Here is a 16,226-nt window from a genome sequence, read left to right on the forward strand (position 1 = left end):
ATGCAATTCCAGCAGTAAGCCAGTTTGTAGCGCCTACTGATCCCCAGATGATGGAATGGTCAGCAATGTGGCCAGCAAGGAAGAGATGTTCTGGCGGTTGATGGTCACCCGACCATTGCTCTCAACCTCTAGATTATACTCGCGCGCACTTCGCCCGCCGATCGGGTCACCAACCTCACCCAGACTTTGAATCGTCCGAAGGCCAAGAATGATTGCTTGGCCCAAAGGATCATTGGTGCTGCTCTGCGCAACGCGGTTTAGCATCTCATCCATACCAATCAGGCGGACGTTAGCAGCGGCAACCATCTTATAATCTGCGCCATTATCAAAAAGCGCTGAGCCGGTCGTGCGGAGGTCCATCTCTTGAGAGTCGAGATAACCCTTATTCAAAACGATCTCTGTGCTCGCCTGAGCCAGGGCGTGCCATAGCTTCTCAACGCTGTAATTCACACCAGGCTGATTGCCATAGAGCGACATGTCTTTCGGAATGCCGGTGATGTGTTGCCAAAGCTCAGCATTGGGGATGTTATTCACCTCAATATCAAAAGAGGCGAGACGCGGCGTAACGTCGGGGCCGGAGGGCTCAGGCAAGACGCTGAAACCAGAATGCTCGTAGCCGATCTGAAGACGGCCAACATCTTGGTTAAAATTGCGCCCAACGATTGAGTAGATCAGCTGGTCGAATGAGAAGCCGGTGCTGATTGTCGGGTCATTGCCGACAACATTGTTAAGCGTCACGGCCATCGCGGCATCACCCACCAATGCGGGCAACGCCTGAAGCTCAACCTGCAGCGTGTTCAGCAGGAAATCTGAGGTATTGCGGTCTGGTAGCTCACCATCCGGGCCAGGTAAAAACGCCTCTGCCAGCCCCTGAAACTTTCGGCCAAAATTGTTGTAGGCGACCATATCGAAGCTGCGGACTTCAGATTCCACAAGACCCCGGCCGATGTAGAACAGGCGATTGCCGTTGAAGTCCTTCTGCTCAAACTCTTCAATCGTGATCACCGTTGGGCCGCTAGCGCGAAGCTGCTCATCAAGGGTCATCTGACCGGCTACAGTGATGCTGCCTAGGTTCATCACATCGATAAGCTGCTCACCTTGGTCCACACCGCCAACCATCGATGGCAGCATCCGCAACGCGATGTCTGTGACGCTATAATCCATATCCACCATGCTCTGCAGGCGGGTATCGAACACACCGCGTAGACGCTGGCGACCCAGATCAAGCTCACCAACCGTGCTGCCCTCATCATTCACCATCCGCAGCGGCTCAGGCAGCCTCAAGGCAACCCGATAGGTGACAGGCGTAACTGGTTCTAGGGACAGCGTGATCACACCAATGGGGAGGTACAGCCCCTCCGCCAGGGTCACGATGATGTCCGGCAGGGTAACGGCGAAGCGCTCACCCACCGGCTCAACCACAACCTGACCCTCCAGATAAACCACCTCAGAAAGCGGGCTGCCTGGCGGGATGTAGTCGAGTAGCCATTGCTCAACACCCTGGCGGATGCGGACGGCTTCAGCTTCAGTTGGGGTGGCCACGGCACCGGCGCCGCCAAGCTGCGCTGGAATTAGGCGCGCCTCTTGGGCCCGCGCATCCAAGGTCAGGGCCGACCATGACATGGCCACACCTAGGGCGATGGCACCGGCCCAGCGGCCAAACCGATTGATGATGAGTTGCTGCGAAACGCTCACGCCCGCTCTCCCATACTCGACAGTTGGTTTAATTCTCTTCAATACTGCTTAGCACCAGCATAGCGATAACGCCCATAGCAGTGCCAACAGGCATAATCATGGCGATTGGTATCGCATCCCAGCCCGTTGAGCCTATTTTATAGGGTAGAAGCCGCATTTTTATGCGCTAACCCCGCCGATTTGAGCCCGAAACCCGCCAAACTATGCCGATTTACGACGATCTGGCCAAAATAACCGCGGTATTGGGACCGACCAATACAGGTAAGACGCATTTCGCCATCGAACGCTTGGTTGCACACCACAGTGGGATGATTGGCTTCCCCCTGCGCCTGTTAGCGCGCGAAAACTACGACCGAGTCTGTGAGTTGAAAGGGCGCGCCGCCACCGCCCTGATCACGGGTGAGGAACGGATTATCCCACCTGGGGCCCGCTATTTCCTCTGCACCACTGAATCAATGCCGGTTGATAAACAGCTGGCCTTCGTCGCGCTCGATGAGGTTCAGCTCTGCGCCGATCCGGAGCGGGGGCATATCTTCACCGACCGCCTGCTGCATTGCCGGGGAACAGAGGAAACGATGCTACTGGGTGCCGACACCATGGCCGGCATCATCCGGACCCTGATACCAGATGCAGAGATCATTGGCCGCCCCCGCTTCTCCACCCTGACCCATAGCGGGTTTCAGAAGGTCACCCGCCTGCCCCGCCGGTCAGCGGCGGTCGCCTTCTCAGCCAATGATGTCTACGCGCTAGCCGAGCTGGTGAGACGCCATCGTGGCGGCACGGCAGTGGTCCTCGGCGCCCTTAGCCCACGCACCCGCAACGCCCAGGTTGAGATGTATCAGTCCGGCGAGGTGGATTACCTGGTCGCCACCGACGCGATTGGTATGGGCCTCAACATGGATGTCACCCATGTGGCTTTTGCCAGCCTGCATAAGTTTGATGGGCGGGGCCGACGGCGCCTGCACAATCATGAGATTGCCCAAATTGCCGGCCGTGCCGGGCGCCACATCACTGATGGCACCTTCGGCACCACGGCAAATGCCAAGCCGTTTGAGGAAGAGCAGGTAGAGGCGATTGAGAACCACCGCTTTGACCCCGTGCGCAAGATTGTCTGGCGCAACAACGACCTCGATTTCCGCACCACGGACCGGCTGCTGGCCAGCCTAGACCGCCCAGCCCAGGATGATGTGCTGATCCGCATGCGGGACGCAGAGGATCACCTTGCCCTGAAATCTTTGTCACAAGATAAAGAGATCGCGGATATCGCCTGCGACCCCGAACGGGTTAAGCAGCTTTGGGATGTTTGCCAGATCCCAGATTTCCGAAAAATTATGTCGGATGCCCATCTGCGGCTGTTGGCGCAGGTGTACCGGCATCTGAACGGCCCCGGACATCGGCTGCCCCATGATTGGGTGGCGGATCATTTGAGCAAGCTTGAGCGGACGGATGGCGATATCGATGCGCTAATGTCGCGTATTTCACATGTCCGCACCTGGACCTATATCTCCCACCGGGAGCAATGGTTGGACGATCCGGCACACTGGCAAGGCCGCAGCCGGGCGTTAGAGGACCAGCTCTCAGATGCATTACATGAACGTTTAACCCAACGATTCGTTGATAAACGGTCCGCATCTCTATTACGACACCTGCAATCGGGCGCGCCACTCACCGGCGCGGTCAGGCAAAATGGCGAGGTTATCGTGGAAGGCGAATTCGTCGGAGAGCTGAAAGGCTTCCGCTTCATTGAGGATCAAACGGCCGCGGGTGGTGATGCCCCTGCGATCCAAACCGCTGCGCGCCGGGCATTGACCGATGAGATCCAGCGCCGGGTTCAGGCCTGCGAGAACGATATCGACGGCATGTTCGCCCTCGCCCCCGATGGGTACCTAAGTTGGCGCCAGGCACCGGTTGCCAAGCTGGTTGCCGGTGAGCACGCGCTGAAGCCCAAGATTGAGCTGCTGCCGACCGAGCTGCTCGACGGTGGTCAGCGCGACAAGGTTCAACAGCGCCTTGAGAAGTTCCTCAAGACCCATATCGAAGAAATCCTCGGCCCACTGCTTGCCTGTGAGAGCCTAGAGGGCACCGGCCCTGCCCGCGGTATTGCATTCCAGGTCTTTGAAGGCCTGGGCGCCCAGCCACGCCACCGGGTTGAAGAACTGCTCGGCGGGATGGAGAAGGATGACCGCCGCGCCCTGCATAAGGCTGGCATCCGCCTTGGCCCGCTGCATGTCTTCTTGCCTAAGCTTGGCAAAACCCATGCGGTTAATCTGCGCGCCCTGCTTTGGTCGCTGCATCNGGGCCGCAACCTGCNGGCACCAACCCCCGCTAATGGCCGCACATCGTTGAAGCCGGAAGAGGGCGTGCCGCATGTCTTCTACAACATGATCGGCTACCCCGTTGTTGGCCCACTGGCAGTGCGGATGGAGATCCTGGACCGGGTTATCTCCAACATGCATGACGGCGCCACCGGTGCAGTTGTGACCATGGATAACGCCTGGGCCGAACTGCTTGGCTGCTCGCTCGACGATCTAAAGGCTGTTCTGACCGCACTTGGCTATCAAGAACTGCCACCAGAGACGGAAACACCCGAAGCAGGCGCAGCAGAAGAAGCGGCGGCAACTGAAGCAGCAGCGGCTGAAACCCCGGCCGAGCCCGCCGCCGAAACCCCTGCTGAAACGCCCGCCGAAACGCCTGAAGAAAACACTGGCGAGACCAAAGCTGACGAAGCCGCTGAAGCATCAGCAGAACCCGCCGCTGAGCCAGCCGCAGAACCAACCCCAGAGGTTGCGGCAGAAGAAAAGGCAGAACCAGCGGAGCCCAAAGCACCGCCGGTGCGCTTCCGCCTTACCAAGCCACGCCTCGGCGGAAAACCAAGCCAACGCCGCCAGGGCGGTAGCAAGCCACGGCAGGGCCATGGCAGCGGTGGTCGCCCCGACCAGAAAGCCGGTGGTAAACCCAATAAGGTCAAACGCCGGGATCAGAAGTTCCAAGGCGGTAAGGGTGGTCAACGGCAAGCTGGCGGCGGTAAAGGCGGTAGTAAGGGCGGCGACAGCGCCCCGCTCACCCACTCACCATTTGAGAAGCTGCGCGCCCTTCAGCAACAGACCGGGGACGAGTAAGCCTTGCCCAAGGCAACTGAAGAGCAGGCGCGCATGCGCCTGGATAAATGGCTGTGGCACACCCGCTTTTTTAAGACGCGCAGCCTGGCGGCCAAGCTTTGCCAGGGCGGTAAAGTTCGGGTGAATGGCACCGCCACTAATAAGGCCCATAGCCAGATCACAATCGGTGACACCCTGACCTTTGCCCAAGGGCACCACATCCGTGTGGTGAAGGTGCTAGAGCTGCCGCCAAGACGCGGCCCGGCACCAGAGGCGCAAGCCTGTTACGAGGACCTTGATCCCCCCTCGAAAGAAACGCGACTGCCAAGCGACCGAATTAGCGCTAGAATGCCCAAGGAAACCGCGGCACCACGACCCGAGGGGCGGCCTTCGGCAAAGGATCGAAGGGCTTTGCAGAAATTGCGCGGAAAAGACTGATTTTCCACTTCTGTTCCGCCTTCTATCAGCGCCCGATAATATCTGGTAATGTTACTGAAAAAGAACGAAAAAATTACGATTAGGCCGAACAACTTTCATCATTCGTTCCCATATGCAGGACATGGAAAGAAAAATCGGATGAAAGAAGGAGTAAAACACCGATGGCAAAATACTCGTATTTGGTGAACCGGGTTCGCCAACATGCCCTGCGCGATGCACGGGTAGGCGAGTTTGAGGACACCCAAATGGCCTCAGCTATCCTGTTGGTGAACGCAGCAAAGATGGATGGCCGGATGAGTGAGGCTGAGCGTCAAGCGGTGCTCGGCAATCTGCGGATTAAGTTTGGACTGCAAAAAGATGGCGCCGAACAGCTCATGGGCGCTGCTGAGAAGAAGACTGAGGACCATGTGAACCTCTACGACGTGGCGGACACATTGGAAGAGGGCATGAGCCTACGTCAGCGCCAGGAGCTGATGGCCATGATGCGCGATGTCGTCTTGAGCGACGGCCACTTGGACCCGCTTGAGCAGGCCTTGCTGGCCCAGATGGGCAACATGCTCAATGTGCCTAAGGGCAACCCAGCCCTCGCCCGTCAGCGGGTTGCGGCCGCACTTGGCATCACCCGTATGGCCCAAGACCACCAGAAAGACGTGGAAGCTGAGAAAGAGCTTGAGGAAGAGCAGCGCCTTGCCGCTCAACAAGAGCAGAAGAACCAGCGCAATATGGGGAACACCCTAAACGCCTAAAAACCACGGCCTTAACTGGGTCAGATTGGCCCGCTTCACCTCGAAATCGGCTGAAGCGGGTTGATCACACGCGAAAATATCGGTAACCGCTCCCTCTCAATGAGTTAAAGCCCTCCAAGAATGCGGCGGGCACCCTATATGGGTGATCGCAAGCAACCTTTACCGATTTTGCCCAGACGAGTTTGATCGATGACCTATGTGGTGACCGAAGCCTGCATCAAATGCAAATACACCGATTGCGTGGAAGTTTGCCCGGTGGATTGCTTCTATGAAGGCGAGAATATGCTCGTCATCAGCCCTGATGAATGTATCGATTGCGGTGTCTGCGAACCAGAATGCCCAGCGGAAGCCATCCTGCCCGATACCGATGATAAGGCAGAGCAGTGGCTTGAGCTGAACCGCGAGTATTCTGAGAAATGGCCAAACATCACTGGCCAGAAATCGCCACCTGCTGACGCTGACGAAATGCAGGGCGTCGCGGATAAGTTTAAAAAATTCTTCAGCGATAAGCCTGGTGACGGCGACTAGGGGGCGACTAAAGGCCCACTAGGGAAAGCCCCCGTCACACCGGTTGACGTGCCTAGCCTACGCATTGCACTGCACACATGGCTGGCATGAGCTTTCATTTGTGTTTCAGACTAGTTTCGCACTTTCGGGAAAATCTGCGATTATTAGAACATGGAGTTGGGCGGAAACGCCCGGTTCGCCTGGTCTAGACGCATGGACGGGCGTTGTCATTTTTTTGTAAAAAGCGTATATTCAATTCTGCTTTGGGATTGAAAGAACGTCTGCGAAGGAAGCAACGAACGAATCGTGTCCATGCTGCAGCCTGGTCCATTACCAGCCCTGGTAATCACCACCTGCCCGACCGATGCGAGCCGATCGCGCGTTCAAAGCCGATGCCCATCGCCTAATCGTTTCCAAGCTGGGACGACTGCCGTGACCGATTGATAATCGGACCTAACAAGGTCTTGTCACGACATTCATGCCGGTCTTTTGCGAGAACGCAAGATAGAGACGACGACCGTTATCGCGTGCCGCTAGGCAGTATGCTTAGGCCCCCATTTAGCACGCTCGGTCGACACGGGTTTCGCTTTTCAGCGATGCGCCTTCATGCGCGCAAATGCTGGGAAAAAGCGGGTGGATTAACGGGATGAGGCCCCCATATAGGGGTCGGTGTTGAGCGAGAGAGTTTTAAAATGAGCCAAGATCAAGAATTCAATCAGGGTGATATGGTTGTCTACCCTGCCCACGGCGTCGGTAAGGTCGAGGGTATTGAGACCACCACCATCGGCGGTGAAGCCCTGTCGCTGTACACCATCTCCTTCAAGCAAGAGCGCATGCGCCTCAAGCTTCCAGTGCAGAAGGCCAAAAACTCTGGCCTCCGTCGCCTGAGCTCTAAAGAGCGCCTGAAGACTGCTCTCTCCACCCTGCAAGGTCGCACCCGCGTCCGTCGCACCATGTGGAGCCGTCGTGCCCAGGAGTACGAAGCGAAGATCAACTCTGGCGACCCAGTGTCCATCGCAGAAGTTCTGCGCGACCTGCGCCGCAACGATGATCAGGGCGAGCAGTCCTACAGCGAGCGTCAAATCTATCAAGCAGCACTTGAGCGTCTTGCTCGTGAGCTGGCAGCGGTTGAGCAAATCGACGAAGAAGCTGCAGCGACCAAGCTTGAAAAAGTGCTGATGAAGGCCGCTGCGTAAGCACGACCAAGCGCTTTTAAGCCTAATATTGCCGATACGGCCTGTGAACCTGGGGTGACACCACCCCAGGTTTTCTTGTTTTAGGCTTGCGTGTTTTGCTTGGTCGACTCGCCACCCGTAAACTTAAAGCACTGGCAGAGAAGGTGCGCGGCAGAACCGCCGTGCACTCGCGTGGCGGCGCCGTTTTTCCGTTACGCATCAATGCTTTGGTCGTAAGGGGCACGGCTCTGGGTTTTATGGCAGGTACCGAACGAATCGCACGACTCGGGCGCCCAAAACGTATTTGGGCCATCCCCGCCATTCATGGCGCGGTCGATCGGCTGACCGCGCTACATACCGACCTGGCCGATTGGTTCCAGGCTGGCGACCGCATTGTCTATCTTGGCAATATGATTGGCCAACGCGATGAGAGCGGCCAGGACACCATCGCGACCATCAATGAATTACTGCGCTTCCGCCGCGAGATGATGGCCAAACCCGCCATCTTCAGCACCGACCTCGTTTATCTGCGTGGCGCCCAGGAAGAGATCTGGCACCGGCTGCTGCAGCTTCAGTTCGCCGCCGCACCGAGTGATGTGCTCGAATGGATGTTGAGCCATGGGGCCGCCCCGCTGGTCACCGCCTATGGCAGCGATATCCACGCTGGCCGTAATGCCGCCCGTTGCGGCGCTCAGGCCATCACCCGCTGGACCAATGGCCTGCGCCAAAGCATTGCCCGCCATGATGGCCACCGGCCCCTGCTCTCGGCAATCCAACGCGCTGCGGTGACTGAGTATCCCCATGTAAAGGGCCTGAACACGGTTCTGGTCAGCGCCGGCATCTGCCCCACAACCCCACTTGAAGAGCAAGCTGAGACCCTTTGGTTTGGTGGTCAGCGGTTCGACCAGCTTGATGCGCCGGTCCATGGCTATGGCCGCATTGTTCGCGGCTGGCGCCCACGCCGTGGGTTGGGTGAGCAAGTGTTCCAGCCGGAGATTGGTAAAGTTACGGCCTGCCTCGATGGTGGAAAGACCCTCAATCTCGCGGTGATTGGGCCGGATGGCAAAATCGAGATCGCTGGCCAATACCAAAGCGTGGCGGCCATCCAAGAGCAAAGCGTCGGTCAGCTGACCGCCTAACCGCCATCACCCTCGGTGACCGGCCCTGGCTGATCTGATGCCCGGCGCCCGCCCTGCCCCTCAGGCGACAGACGATCACTCTCCCGACGTGGCCCTTGGCGGCGATCCGGCATATCCGGGGACCAGCCAGCTTGGTCCGCACCCGCCGGCATAGTATCGGCCATCACCTCACTGTCGGCCGTCTTATCATCCCCACGATTAACGAAGTGCCCAATCATCGGTGAGTTGCGCATCAGGGCAACGAAGCGCTGACGTAAGAACACAGGCACCGCATCGCGAACCCGCATCCGCGCCACGACGAAGGCGATGAAGAATAGGTGCAGGACGCCGGTGTAGATAAAGAACACATGCGGTCCGAACATGTTGATCAGGCCAGCAGCGATCAGCGGTCCAATCGCCGCCATCGCACTGAACACCAGAATGAAACCGGCGCTAAGTCGGATGTAATCCTCAGGCTTCGCGAAGTCATAAGCATGGGCGACGGAGAGCGGGTAGAGCGGCATCGCAAACCCGCCAAAGAAGAACACCGCGATCAACGCCCATTCGGCGCTGACAAAGGACATGGTGATACTGGCAATGCCCGCCCCAGCGGTGGCGAACAGCAAGACGTTACGCCGGTCCCCCCGGTCTGAGTACCAGCCAAGCGGATACTGGAAGATTGCCCCGGCCAAGATCGCGGCTGAGATGAAGGAGGCGATGCCGGCGGCACCCAGGCCAATCGCCTCAGCGTAGAGTGGGCCAACGGTCCGGAACGCGCCATTCACCAACGCCACCACCGCCACACCGGTGATCGCCACCGGTGACAGCTTCCAAAGCCAACCGGGCGTGACCATGGCCACCTCAGGTGCCGGTGGGTTGATCAAGCGGGAAAGGGCCAGGGGTACCAGGGCCAAACTGAACAGCATCGCATTGATGATGAAGATATTGGCGCCGGTGGTGCCAAAGATGGGCAGCAGGAACTGCACCCCGGTGATCGAGCCCAGATCGGCAATCCTGTAGATGCTCATCAGGCGGCCACGCTTACCCGGCGTCACGGCCCCCATCATCCAGCTCTCAATCGTCATGGCGATGCCGCCAACGGCAACACCAGCCACCACCCGCATCGCGGCCCACATGATAGGGCTGTCGCTAAGCGCCATTACCATCAGGGAGATAGCGCCGCAGGAGGCAAGCCCAGCAAAGATCCGGATATGCCCGGAATACTTAAACATCGGTGGAATAACGAAGGCAGAGATGAACTGCCCGCTGTAATAGGCCGTGCCCATCAGGCCGATCAGCGTGGCGTCATACCCGGCAGAGATGCCGCCAACCGATGTCAGGGTTAGGGATAAGCCATTGCCCCCCGCCACAAGCGCGGCAGAGATCAGGATCAGGGCAAGGGTAGAAAAGCCGGACATATCCCCGGGGTGTGTTTCGCCACCGCAAAAGCGCAGCGGCACCCAATGACTATGAACCCAGTTTACAGATCGGGGAAGTGTAAGCCTTTGCTAATTAAGCATGGCAGACCGGTGTGGCATTACCGGCCCGACCTACCAATCAGTTGGCGAGATGGCTGGCGAAGTCGCCGACCAGCTTTGCGATCAGGTCCGGCCGCTCAATCTGTGGGAAGTGGGCGAGGCCCGGTAGTTCCTGATACTGCGCACCGGCGATTGCATCAGCGATGGCGCGGGCACCCTCTGGCGGGGTCGCCGGATCCTCGGAGCCGTTGAGCACGAGCGTCGGTAGGGTAAGGCCGCTGGTTGAGGCGGTGAGGTCCGTATCACGCAAAACCTCACAGCAGCCGACATAGCCATCAATTGGACAGCGCAGCAGCATGTTAATCCAGCCGCGCACCGTCTCCGGGCTCTTGGCCTTAAACTCATCAGAGAACCAGCGCTCGGCAGAGGCTTCAGCAACAGCGGCAATACCACCTTCACGCACCATATCGATGCGCTGCTGCCAGAAATCATGGCTGCCGATCCTCATACCTGTGCCGACCAGAACCAGACCAGAGAGCGCACCCGGATGCCGCGCCGCGAAGGATTGGGCAATCAGCCCACCGATTGAGAGGCCGCAAACAAGCGGACGGGTCAGCGCCATGGATTGGATGATTGAGGCGAGATCATCGGCCAGCCCCTCAATCGTGTAAGGGCCCATGGGAACATCGCTCAACCCATGGCCGCGATTATCAAAGCGGACAATGTGGAACCGGTCCTCAAGATACCGGGCGGTGCGGTTCCAAATCCGAAGGTCGGAGCCAAGGGCATTTACAAACACAATGGGCCGCGCCTCGGTAGGTCCGGCCGACATGGTGTTGAACAGGGTGCCGTCGCAATCAATGAATGTAGAGCTGCGCATGGTTAAACTCGGTTTGCCCTTGGTTTTGATCCCTAAACGGCCCGATTGATCACGCGCCGCTGATAATTATTTGTGGCGGCAATCTGGACCAGCGCTGACAAAATGTTAAGACGCATTGCGCATCGAACCCGCGAGCCTTGCCTTATCCATGCTGTTCTTTACCGAATTAACCCAGTCTGACTGGCCCTTAGCCGACGGCACTGTCGCCATCCTCCCGCTCGCCGCGGTTGAGGCACATGGCCCGCATCTGCCGCTCGGCACCGATCAGATGATCGCTGAGGGCATCGTCGATAAGGCGGCACTCGCCCTTGAGCTGATGGACCGGGACCGCGCGGCGGTTATGTTGCCAACCCTATGGCTTGGTGCCTCAGCAGAGCATGGCGATAAGCCCGGCACCCTGTCACAAGACCCGGAGCAGATGGCTGCCCAGATCGTATCGGTGGGCATCAGCCTGGCACAGGCTGGCATCGACAGGCTTGTTCTATTCAGCGCCCATGGCGGCAATCGGGCGGCGGCTGAGATTGCCAGCCTGCGCCTACGGACCGAGGCCGGGATGCTTGTGGCAACCCCGCATTGGTCAAATTTTGGCCTGCCCGAGGGCCTGAACCCACCGGCACCGAAGGCAGGTGACGTCCATGGCGGCTGGCAGGAAACCTCGATCATGCTGGCCCTGCGCCCGGATTTGGTTCAGATGGACAAAGCAGCGGACTTCACCGGTGCGCCACCGGCAAGCCCTCTCTTCCCCGCTGGCCCCATCGGCTGGGGTTGGATGACCAGCGATATCAACGAGACCGGCGCCATTGGCCGCGCTGATCTTGGTACACCGATGTTGGGGGCGGCCCTACTCGACTATTTCGGCCCGCAACTCGCGGATCTGATCGTCGCCATGGCGGATGCAGATTGGAATGGCGAGGCCGTTGAGCCGTGACCCAGCTGGAACAGGATTGGGCACAGCTGATCGATGATATGGCGGATGGCGGGGTTAAAGACGCTAGCGCCTATCCCGGCCTGGAGAGCCTATCGGCATTGATTGATGCCAAGCGTCGGGATGCACCCTTTGTCATTGGGCAACTAGGCCAGTCACTGGATGGCCGGGTCGCAACCGCCAGTGGTGATTCCCATTACATCAACGGCCCGGCAGCGTTAGAGCATCTGCACCGCTTACGCGCCCTGGTCGATGCGGTGATTGTTGGCGCTGGCACAGTGATCAGCGATGACCCGCAGCTGACCGTACGTCGGGTGCCGGGCCCCTCCCCCAGCCGGGTTGTCATCGACCCAAACAACCGAACCCCAAGCGATAGCCGTTGGCGCACCGATGATGGTTGCGGGCATCTGCAGCTGATCCGAGAAGATGATGGTGTTGAGGGGTGTGAGGTCACGATCCCAATTGGCTGTGATGATGATGGCCAGATATCTGTGCCTAAGATCATTGAAGCACTGGGCCAGCGGGGCATGACGCGGTTACTGATTGAGGGTGGCGCCATGACTGTCAGTCATTGGATGCAGGCCGGCGCGATGGATCGGCTGCACCTACTGGTCAGCCCAATCATCTTAGGTGACGGACCTGTCGGCCTAAGCCTTAACCCAAAGGGTGATCGGATCGCCGATGCCTGGCAATTAAACACCCGGCACTTCCCGCTGCCTGGCGGGGACTACCTGATCGATTGTGAGCTGAAGCGAGCCTAAGCCGGATAGGCGAACAGGTCGGTATGGCCGACCGAGAGCAGATCATCCGCCGTCCAATGGGCCTCACGCCAAGCATCAATCACCTGCGCTTCAACGCCCATCTCCGTAGCGACACCGGCCCAACCGGTGATCATCTCATGCCGCATCTGGGTGAAGCCCGGATCTAAATGCCAGGTGCTATCCCCCTCAACCAGCCTATACCCCGCATCAGTCAACCGATCCGACAGATAACGAGCGGCATTCGGGCCAAGCGCTGGACCAAACCCCTTATCCGTCTGTTGGTGTTGGTTAAAGGCATCGATTAGTACCTGATCGCCAGGATGTGCAGGTTCAAAACCCAATCGCCCATCATAGGTCAGCAACGCCAAAAGCGGCTTACCGCTGGCGGTCAGCGCCCCGATGAACTGGTCCAGCCATGCAGCCGATACCAAGTCGAATAGGGCTGACGCGGTGACGAAATCGGTATCCGCAGACCAAGGTGTCGGCTCGGACACCAAATCAGCGGTTCGCATTGAGAGTTCGATACTTGCAGCCACAGCCCCACCGGATTGCCAGGCCGCGGTGCGGTTGGCGGCGACATCCAAATGTGCCTGGTCCTGATCAACCAACACCCATGATTGGTGAGCGGGAAGGTAGGGCGCCACACCGCGCAGGGTTGCGCCGGTGCCAGCACCAAGGTCGGTCACCGAAATGCGCTCACGATCAGTGAAGAAATGCCGAACCGCCTCCAGCACGGGAAGGGAACGCGCGGCCTGATCCGCCGGCGCTCGCAGGTCGAGCCATTCGGTACTGAACTCACTCACATCGCCACCACTTTGTTGAGGACAGCTGCAACCTGGATGGCCGTCTCTGGCCATGTACTGAAACCCTGCCCCCGGGACCAGGCGGCATCGGCCAACTCTTCGCGTTGACTCTGATTATCAAGCAGTGTGGCCAGCGCCTGGGACAGGCCAGAGATATCGCCATCGGCAACCAACAGGCCCCCTGCCCCCACCGTGTCGCCGACAGCCCCGGCCCGGTAACCAATAACAGGCAGGCCGCACCGGACCGCCTCGGCAAAGGCCATCCCGAACCCCTCATATCTGGCGGGTAAGGCGAAGAGATAGGCGCGCTGATAGAGATCTGCCAACGCGTCGGCATCCATAATCCCGCCGAAGCTGAAGCGGTCATCCAGGCCAGCCTCCGAGAGCTGGGCCTGAACCTCAGCGAAATAGTTGGGATCGCGCGCGGTATCACCGCACCAAACAACCTGCCATGCCCGATCTTTTAGGGGCGACAGGGCGGCGATCAGATGGTCCACCGCCTTCCGACGCGTAACCGTGCCAACGGCCAGTATCAGTGGCAACTCACCATCCGGTCGGTTACGGGGTAGCGCCGGGATGCCAGGTTCCGCCACGGTGATTACCCCCGCATCAACACCGTAATCTGTCTCTAGAATGCTAGCCGTATGCGGGCTGGTGGCGATAACCGCCTCGGCGGCCGATAGGGCAACCCGCTCTTGCTCCCGATGCCTCGCCACAGACTCAGTCGATAGCCCCGTCTCTAAAGCCAGGGGATGGTGGACCAGGGCGATGATGGGGGCGACAATAGCGTCGGTTAAAGCCTTTGGAAATGCCCCATAGGCAAGCCCATCAACAATTAACGGCACATCGCCCGGTAAGCTGGAAAGCTTAGCCTGGGTCGCCGCTAGGGCCGTGTCGCTGGGGGTTGGGAAACTGCCATCCAGGGCAATCACCTCGGGCACCCAGCCAGCACCCGGCAATTGATCCAGCAGATGGCGGGCATAGGCATAGCCGCCGGTCTGGCTGTTCAAATCACCGGGGATGGCGACGTAGACATTTGGGGGCATGGGCGGGCTCAGGCCTATTGCGGCACTGGCGCTTCAAACCAACCACGGGCCACATGGCTTTCATTCATGGTGACGCGGATGCGCTCAATACCGCTCGCGTCTTCACCCAGCTTGCCCGCTTTAATCGCGGCACAAAGCTTATCGAACACCCATTTGGCAAGCTTCTCGGTCGTTGAACGACGATCAGTGAAATCCGGATGTTGGTCCAAATCCTGGTAATTGATCTCAGCCAGGATTGCCTTCAACTCATCGCTGGCAAGGCCGATATCGACCACGATGTCATTCTCGGTCAGCTCTGGCCGGAAGAAGGTGGCATCAACAACAAAGGTGGCGCCATGGGTCTTCTGCGCGGGGCCAAAGGCTTCACCGGCGAGGCTATGGGCAATCATGATGTGGTCGCGAACTTCAAGCGCGTACATAAGCAACTCTCAAGCGTTACGGTGGGTTTCAGCTGCCGTAATCGATAACGGTCATCAAGCCGGCGGTATCGCCGGTTAACAGCTGCGGTAGTTCGTTTGGGGCGGCGTCGAATAGCAGATCACCGGTGATCAGGCTATCGAAACGCTCATCAAGCAGCAGGCTCATCGCCTTGGCGATACGGCGGCTGTAGTCCCAGCGTGGGGCACGACCCGGCGGCAGGCTGCCCACCTGTGAGCTAACAATCTGCAATCGCTGGCTGTGGAAGGCGCCGCCGAGGGTAATCGGCACGGCCTTATCGCCGTACCAGCTGGCCTCAACCACCCTTGCTTCTTTACCGGCGAGAGAAAGCGCGGTTTCAAGACCGGCCGGAACCCCGCTGGTATGGATCACCACATCCTGCCCACCCAATGCATCATCTGGTGTTGCGAAGGCGGCGCCGAACAGCTTGGCCATGTTTGCCCGGTCAGTATTCACATCAACCAAGCTGACCTCAGCACCCGGCAGTTGGCTGGCTAATGAGAGCACCAACAACCCAACAACCCCGCCACCGACAACGGTAATCCGATCACCGGCCGAGGCACCGCTGTCCCAGAGAATGTTGAGCGCCGTCTCCATATTCGCTGTCAGGCAGGCACGGCGCGGCGGCAAGCCCGGAGGCAGCGGATTTAGATTATTGGCCGCGACCCGGATTGTAGTTTGGTGCGGGTGGAGCAGGAAGCCGTGCTGGCCAACCAGGTTATCCGGGCCCTCAACGCATTCCGCTACCATGCAGTAGCCATATTTAACCGCCTCACCAAACGCGCCCTCCTGATGCAGGCAGCGCATACGCTCATGCTCGCTGGCCGGTACTTGATTGTTCAGAACCAGCCGCTCGGTGCCCCGGCTGATACCGGAATAGCGTGCCTTCAGCAGTACCTCACCGGCGTTTAAATGGCTTTCCTTCACAGCGACTGAGCCATCGGGCTGATACCAAATCGCCTGGGCCGTGAGGTTAGATTTGCCCGCTAAGCCATTCATCACATTTGCTTTAATTCTACGTGAGGCGCTTGCCGAACCATTAGCAGCGGCGCATGTTACTCAAGATATTTTGCTCTGCACAATTTTTGCGGTATGCCGTCGCCGCCCAGCACGGTAAA

Annotated in this window: 15 protein-coding genes; 8 read left to right on the forward strand and 7 right to left on the reverse strand. The window is 58.8% G+C overall.

Annotated elements, in window-relative coordinates:
* Window positions 1-33: 33 nt before the first annotated feature.
* Window positions 34-1,695 (reverse strand): hypothetical protein, encoded by a 1,662-nt coding sequence (locus tag KI792_11945; protein ID MBV6633729.1) that lies wholly within the window; start codon window positions 1,693-1,695, stop codon window positions 34-36.
* Window positions 1,696-1,898: 203 nt separating this feature from the next.
* Between KI792_11945 and KI792_11950 the strand changes: the two genes are divergently transcribed.
* From KI792_11950 to KI792_11975, 6 genes are all read left to right on the forward strand, one after another.
* On the forward strand, window positions 1,899-4,814 hold the full coding sequence (locus KI792_11950) for a DEAD/DEAH box helicase (GenBank protein ID MBV6633730.1): 2,916 nt from the start codon (window positions 1,899-1,901) through the stop codon (window positions 4,812-4,814).
* Window positions 4,815-4,847: 33 nt separating this feature from the next.
* Window positions 4,848-5,231 carry an RNA-binding S4 domain-containing protein gene (locus tag KI792_11955; protein MBV6633731.1) on the forward strand — a complete coding sequence of 128 codons (384 nt, stop codon included), beginning with the start codon at window positions 4,848-4,850 and terminating at the stop codon, window positions 5,229-5,231.
* A gap of 161 nt (window positions 5,232-5,392) precedes the next feature.
* The gene (locus KI792_11960; GenBank protein MBV6633732.1) at window positions 5,393-5,977 is read left to right on the forward strand and encodes a TerB family tellurite resistance protein; all 585 of its coding nucleotides are present in this window, start codon (window positions 5,393-5,395) and stop codon (window positions 5,975-5,977) included.
* A gap of 189 nt (window positions 5,978-6,166) precedes the next feature.
* Window positions 6,167-6,505, forward strand: a complete 339-nt coding sequence (locus tag KI792_11965) for a ferredoxin family protein (GenBank protein ID MBV6633733.1) — start codon at window positions 6,167-6,169, stop codon at window positions 6,503-6,505.
* Window positions 6,506-7,176: 671 nt separating this feature from the next.
* The gene (locus KI792_11970) at window positions 7,177-7,680 is read left to right on the forward strand and encodes a CarD family transcriptional regulator (GenBank protein ID MBV6633734.1); all 504 of its coding nucleotides are present in this window, start codon (window positions 7,177-7,179) and stop codon (window positions 7,678-7,680) included.
* Between the two features lie 236 nt (window positions 7,681-7,916).
* On the forward strand, window positions 7,917-8,798 hold the full coding sequence (locus KI792_11975; protein MBV6633735.1) for a hypothetical protein: 882 nt from the start codon (window positions 7,917-7,919) through the stop codon (window positions 8,796-8,798).
* Here the strand turns inward: KI792_11975 and KI792_11980 are convergent.
* Window positions 8,795-10,195 (reverse strand): MFS transporter, encoded by a 1,401-nt coding sequence (locus KI792_11980; GenBank protein ID MBV6633736.1) that lies wholly within the window; start codon window positions 10,193-10,195, stop codon window positions 8,795-8,797. The genes KI792_11975 and KI792_11980 overlap by 4 nt on opposite strands.
* A gap of 139 nt (window positions 10,196-10,334) precedes the next feature.
* The gene (pcaD, locus tag KI792_11985; protein ID MBV6633737.1) at window positions 10,335-11,135 is read right to left on the reverse strand and encodes a 3-oxoadipate enol-lactonase; all 801 of its coding nucleotides are present in this window, start codon (window positions 11,133-11,135) and stop codon (window positions 10,335-10,337) included.
* A 115-nt stretch (window positions 11,136-11,250) separates the two neighbouring features.
* Between pcaD and KI792_11990 the strand changes: the two genes are divergently transcribed.
* Window positions 11,251-12,063: a creatininase family protein gene (locus KI792_11990; GenBank protein MBV6633738.1), complete on the forward strand. Its 813-nt coding sequence runs from the start codon at window positions 11,251-11,253 to the stop codon at window positions 12,061-12,063.
* 38 nt (window positions 12,064-12,101) lie between these two features.
* Complete coding sequence (locus KI792_11995) at window positions 12,102-12,821, forward strand: RibD family protein (GenBank protein ID MBV6633739.1); 720 nt, start codon at window positions 12,102-12,104, stop codon at window positions 12,819-12,821.
* Here the strand turns inward: KI792_11995 and KI792_12000 are convergent.
* From KI792_12000 to KI792_12015, 4 genes are read right to left on the reverse strand one after another with little or no spacing between them, the layout of a single operon-like run.
* The gene (locus KI792_12000) at window positions 12,818-13,624 is read right to left on the reverse strand and encodes a class I SAM-dependent methyltransferase (GenBank protein MBV6633740.1); all 807 of its coding nucleotides are present in this window, start codon (window positions 13,622-13,624) and stop codon (window positions 12,818-12,820) included. The two genes, KI792_11995 and KI792_12000, sit on opposite strands and share 4 nt — an antisense overlap.
* Window positions 13,621-14,670 carry a glycosyltransferase family 4 protein gene (locus KI792_12005; GenBank protein ID MBV6633741.1) on the reverse strand — a complete coding sequence of 350 codons (1,050 nt, stop codon included), beginning with the start codon at window positions 14,668-14,670 and terminating at the stop codon, window positions 13,621-13,623. Before KI792_12005 ends, KI792_12000 begins: the two co-directional genes overlap by 4 nt.
* A 14-nt stretch (window positions 14,671-14,684) precedes the next feature.
* Window positions 14,685-15,089, reverse strand: coding sequence for a 6-carboxytetrahydropterin synthase (locus tag KI792_12010; protein MBV6633742.1), 405 nt, complete (start codon window positions 15,087-15,089; stop codon window positions 14,685-14,687).
* A gap of 28 nt (window positions 15,090-15,117) precedes the next feature.
* Window positions 15,118-16,065: a zinc-binding alcohol dehydrogenase gene (locus KI792_12015; protein ID MBV6633743.1), complete on the reverse strand. Its 948-nt coding sequence runs from the start codon at window positions 16,063-16,065 to the stop codon at window positions 15,118-15,120.
* Window positions 16,066-16,226: the final 161 nt, after the last annotated feature.

This window comes from Alphaproteobacteria bacterium SS10, from assembly GCA_019192455.1.
GTDB lineage: Bacteria > Pseudomonadota > Alphaproteobacteria > TMED2 > TMED2 > TMED2.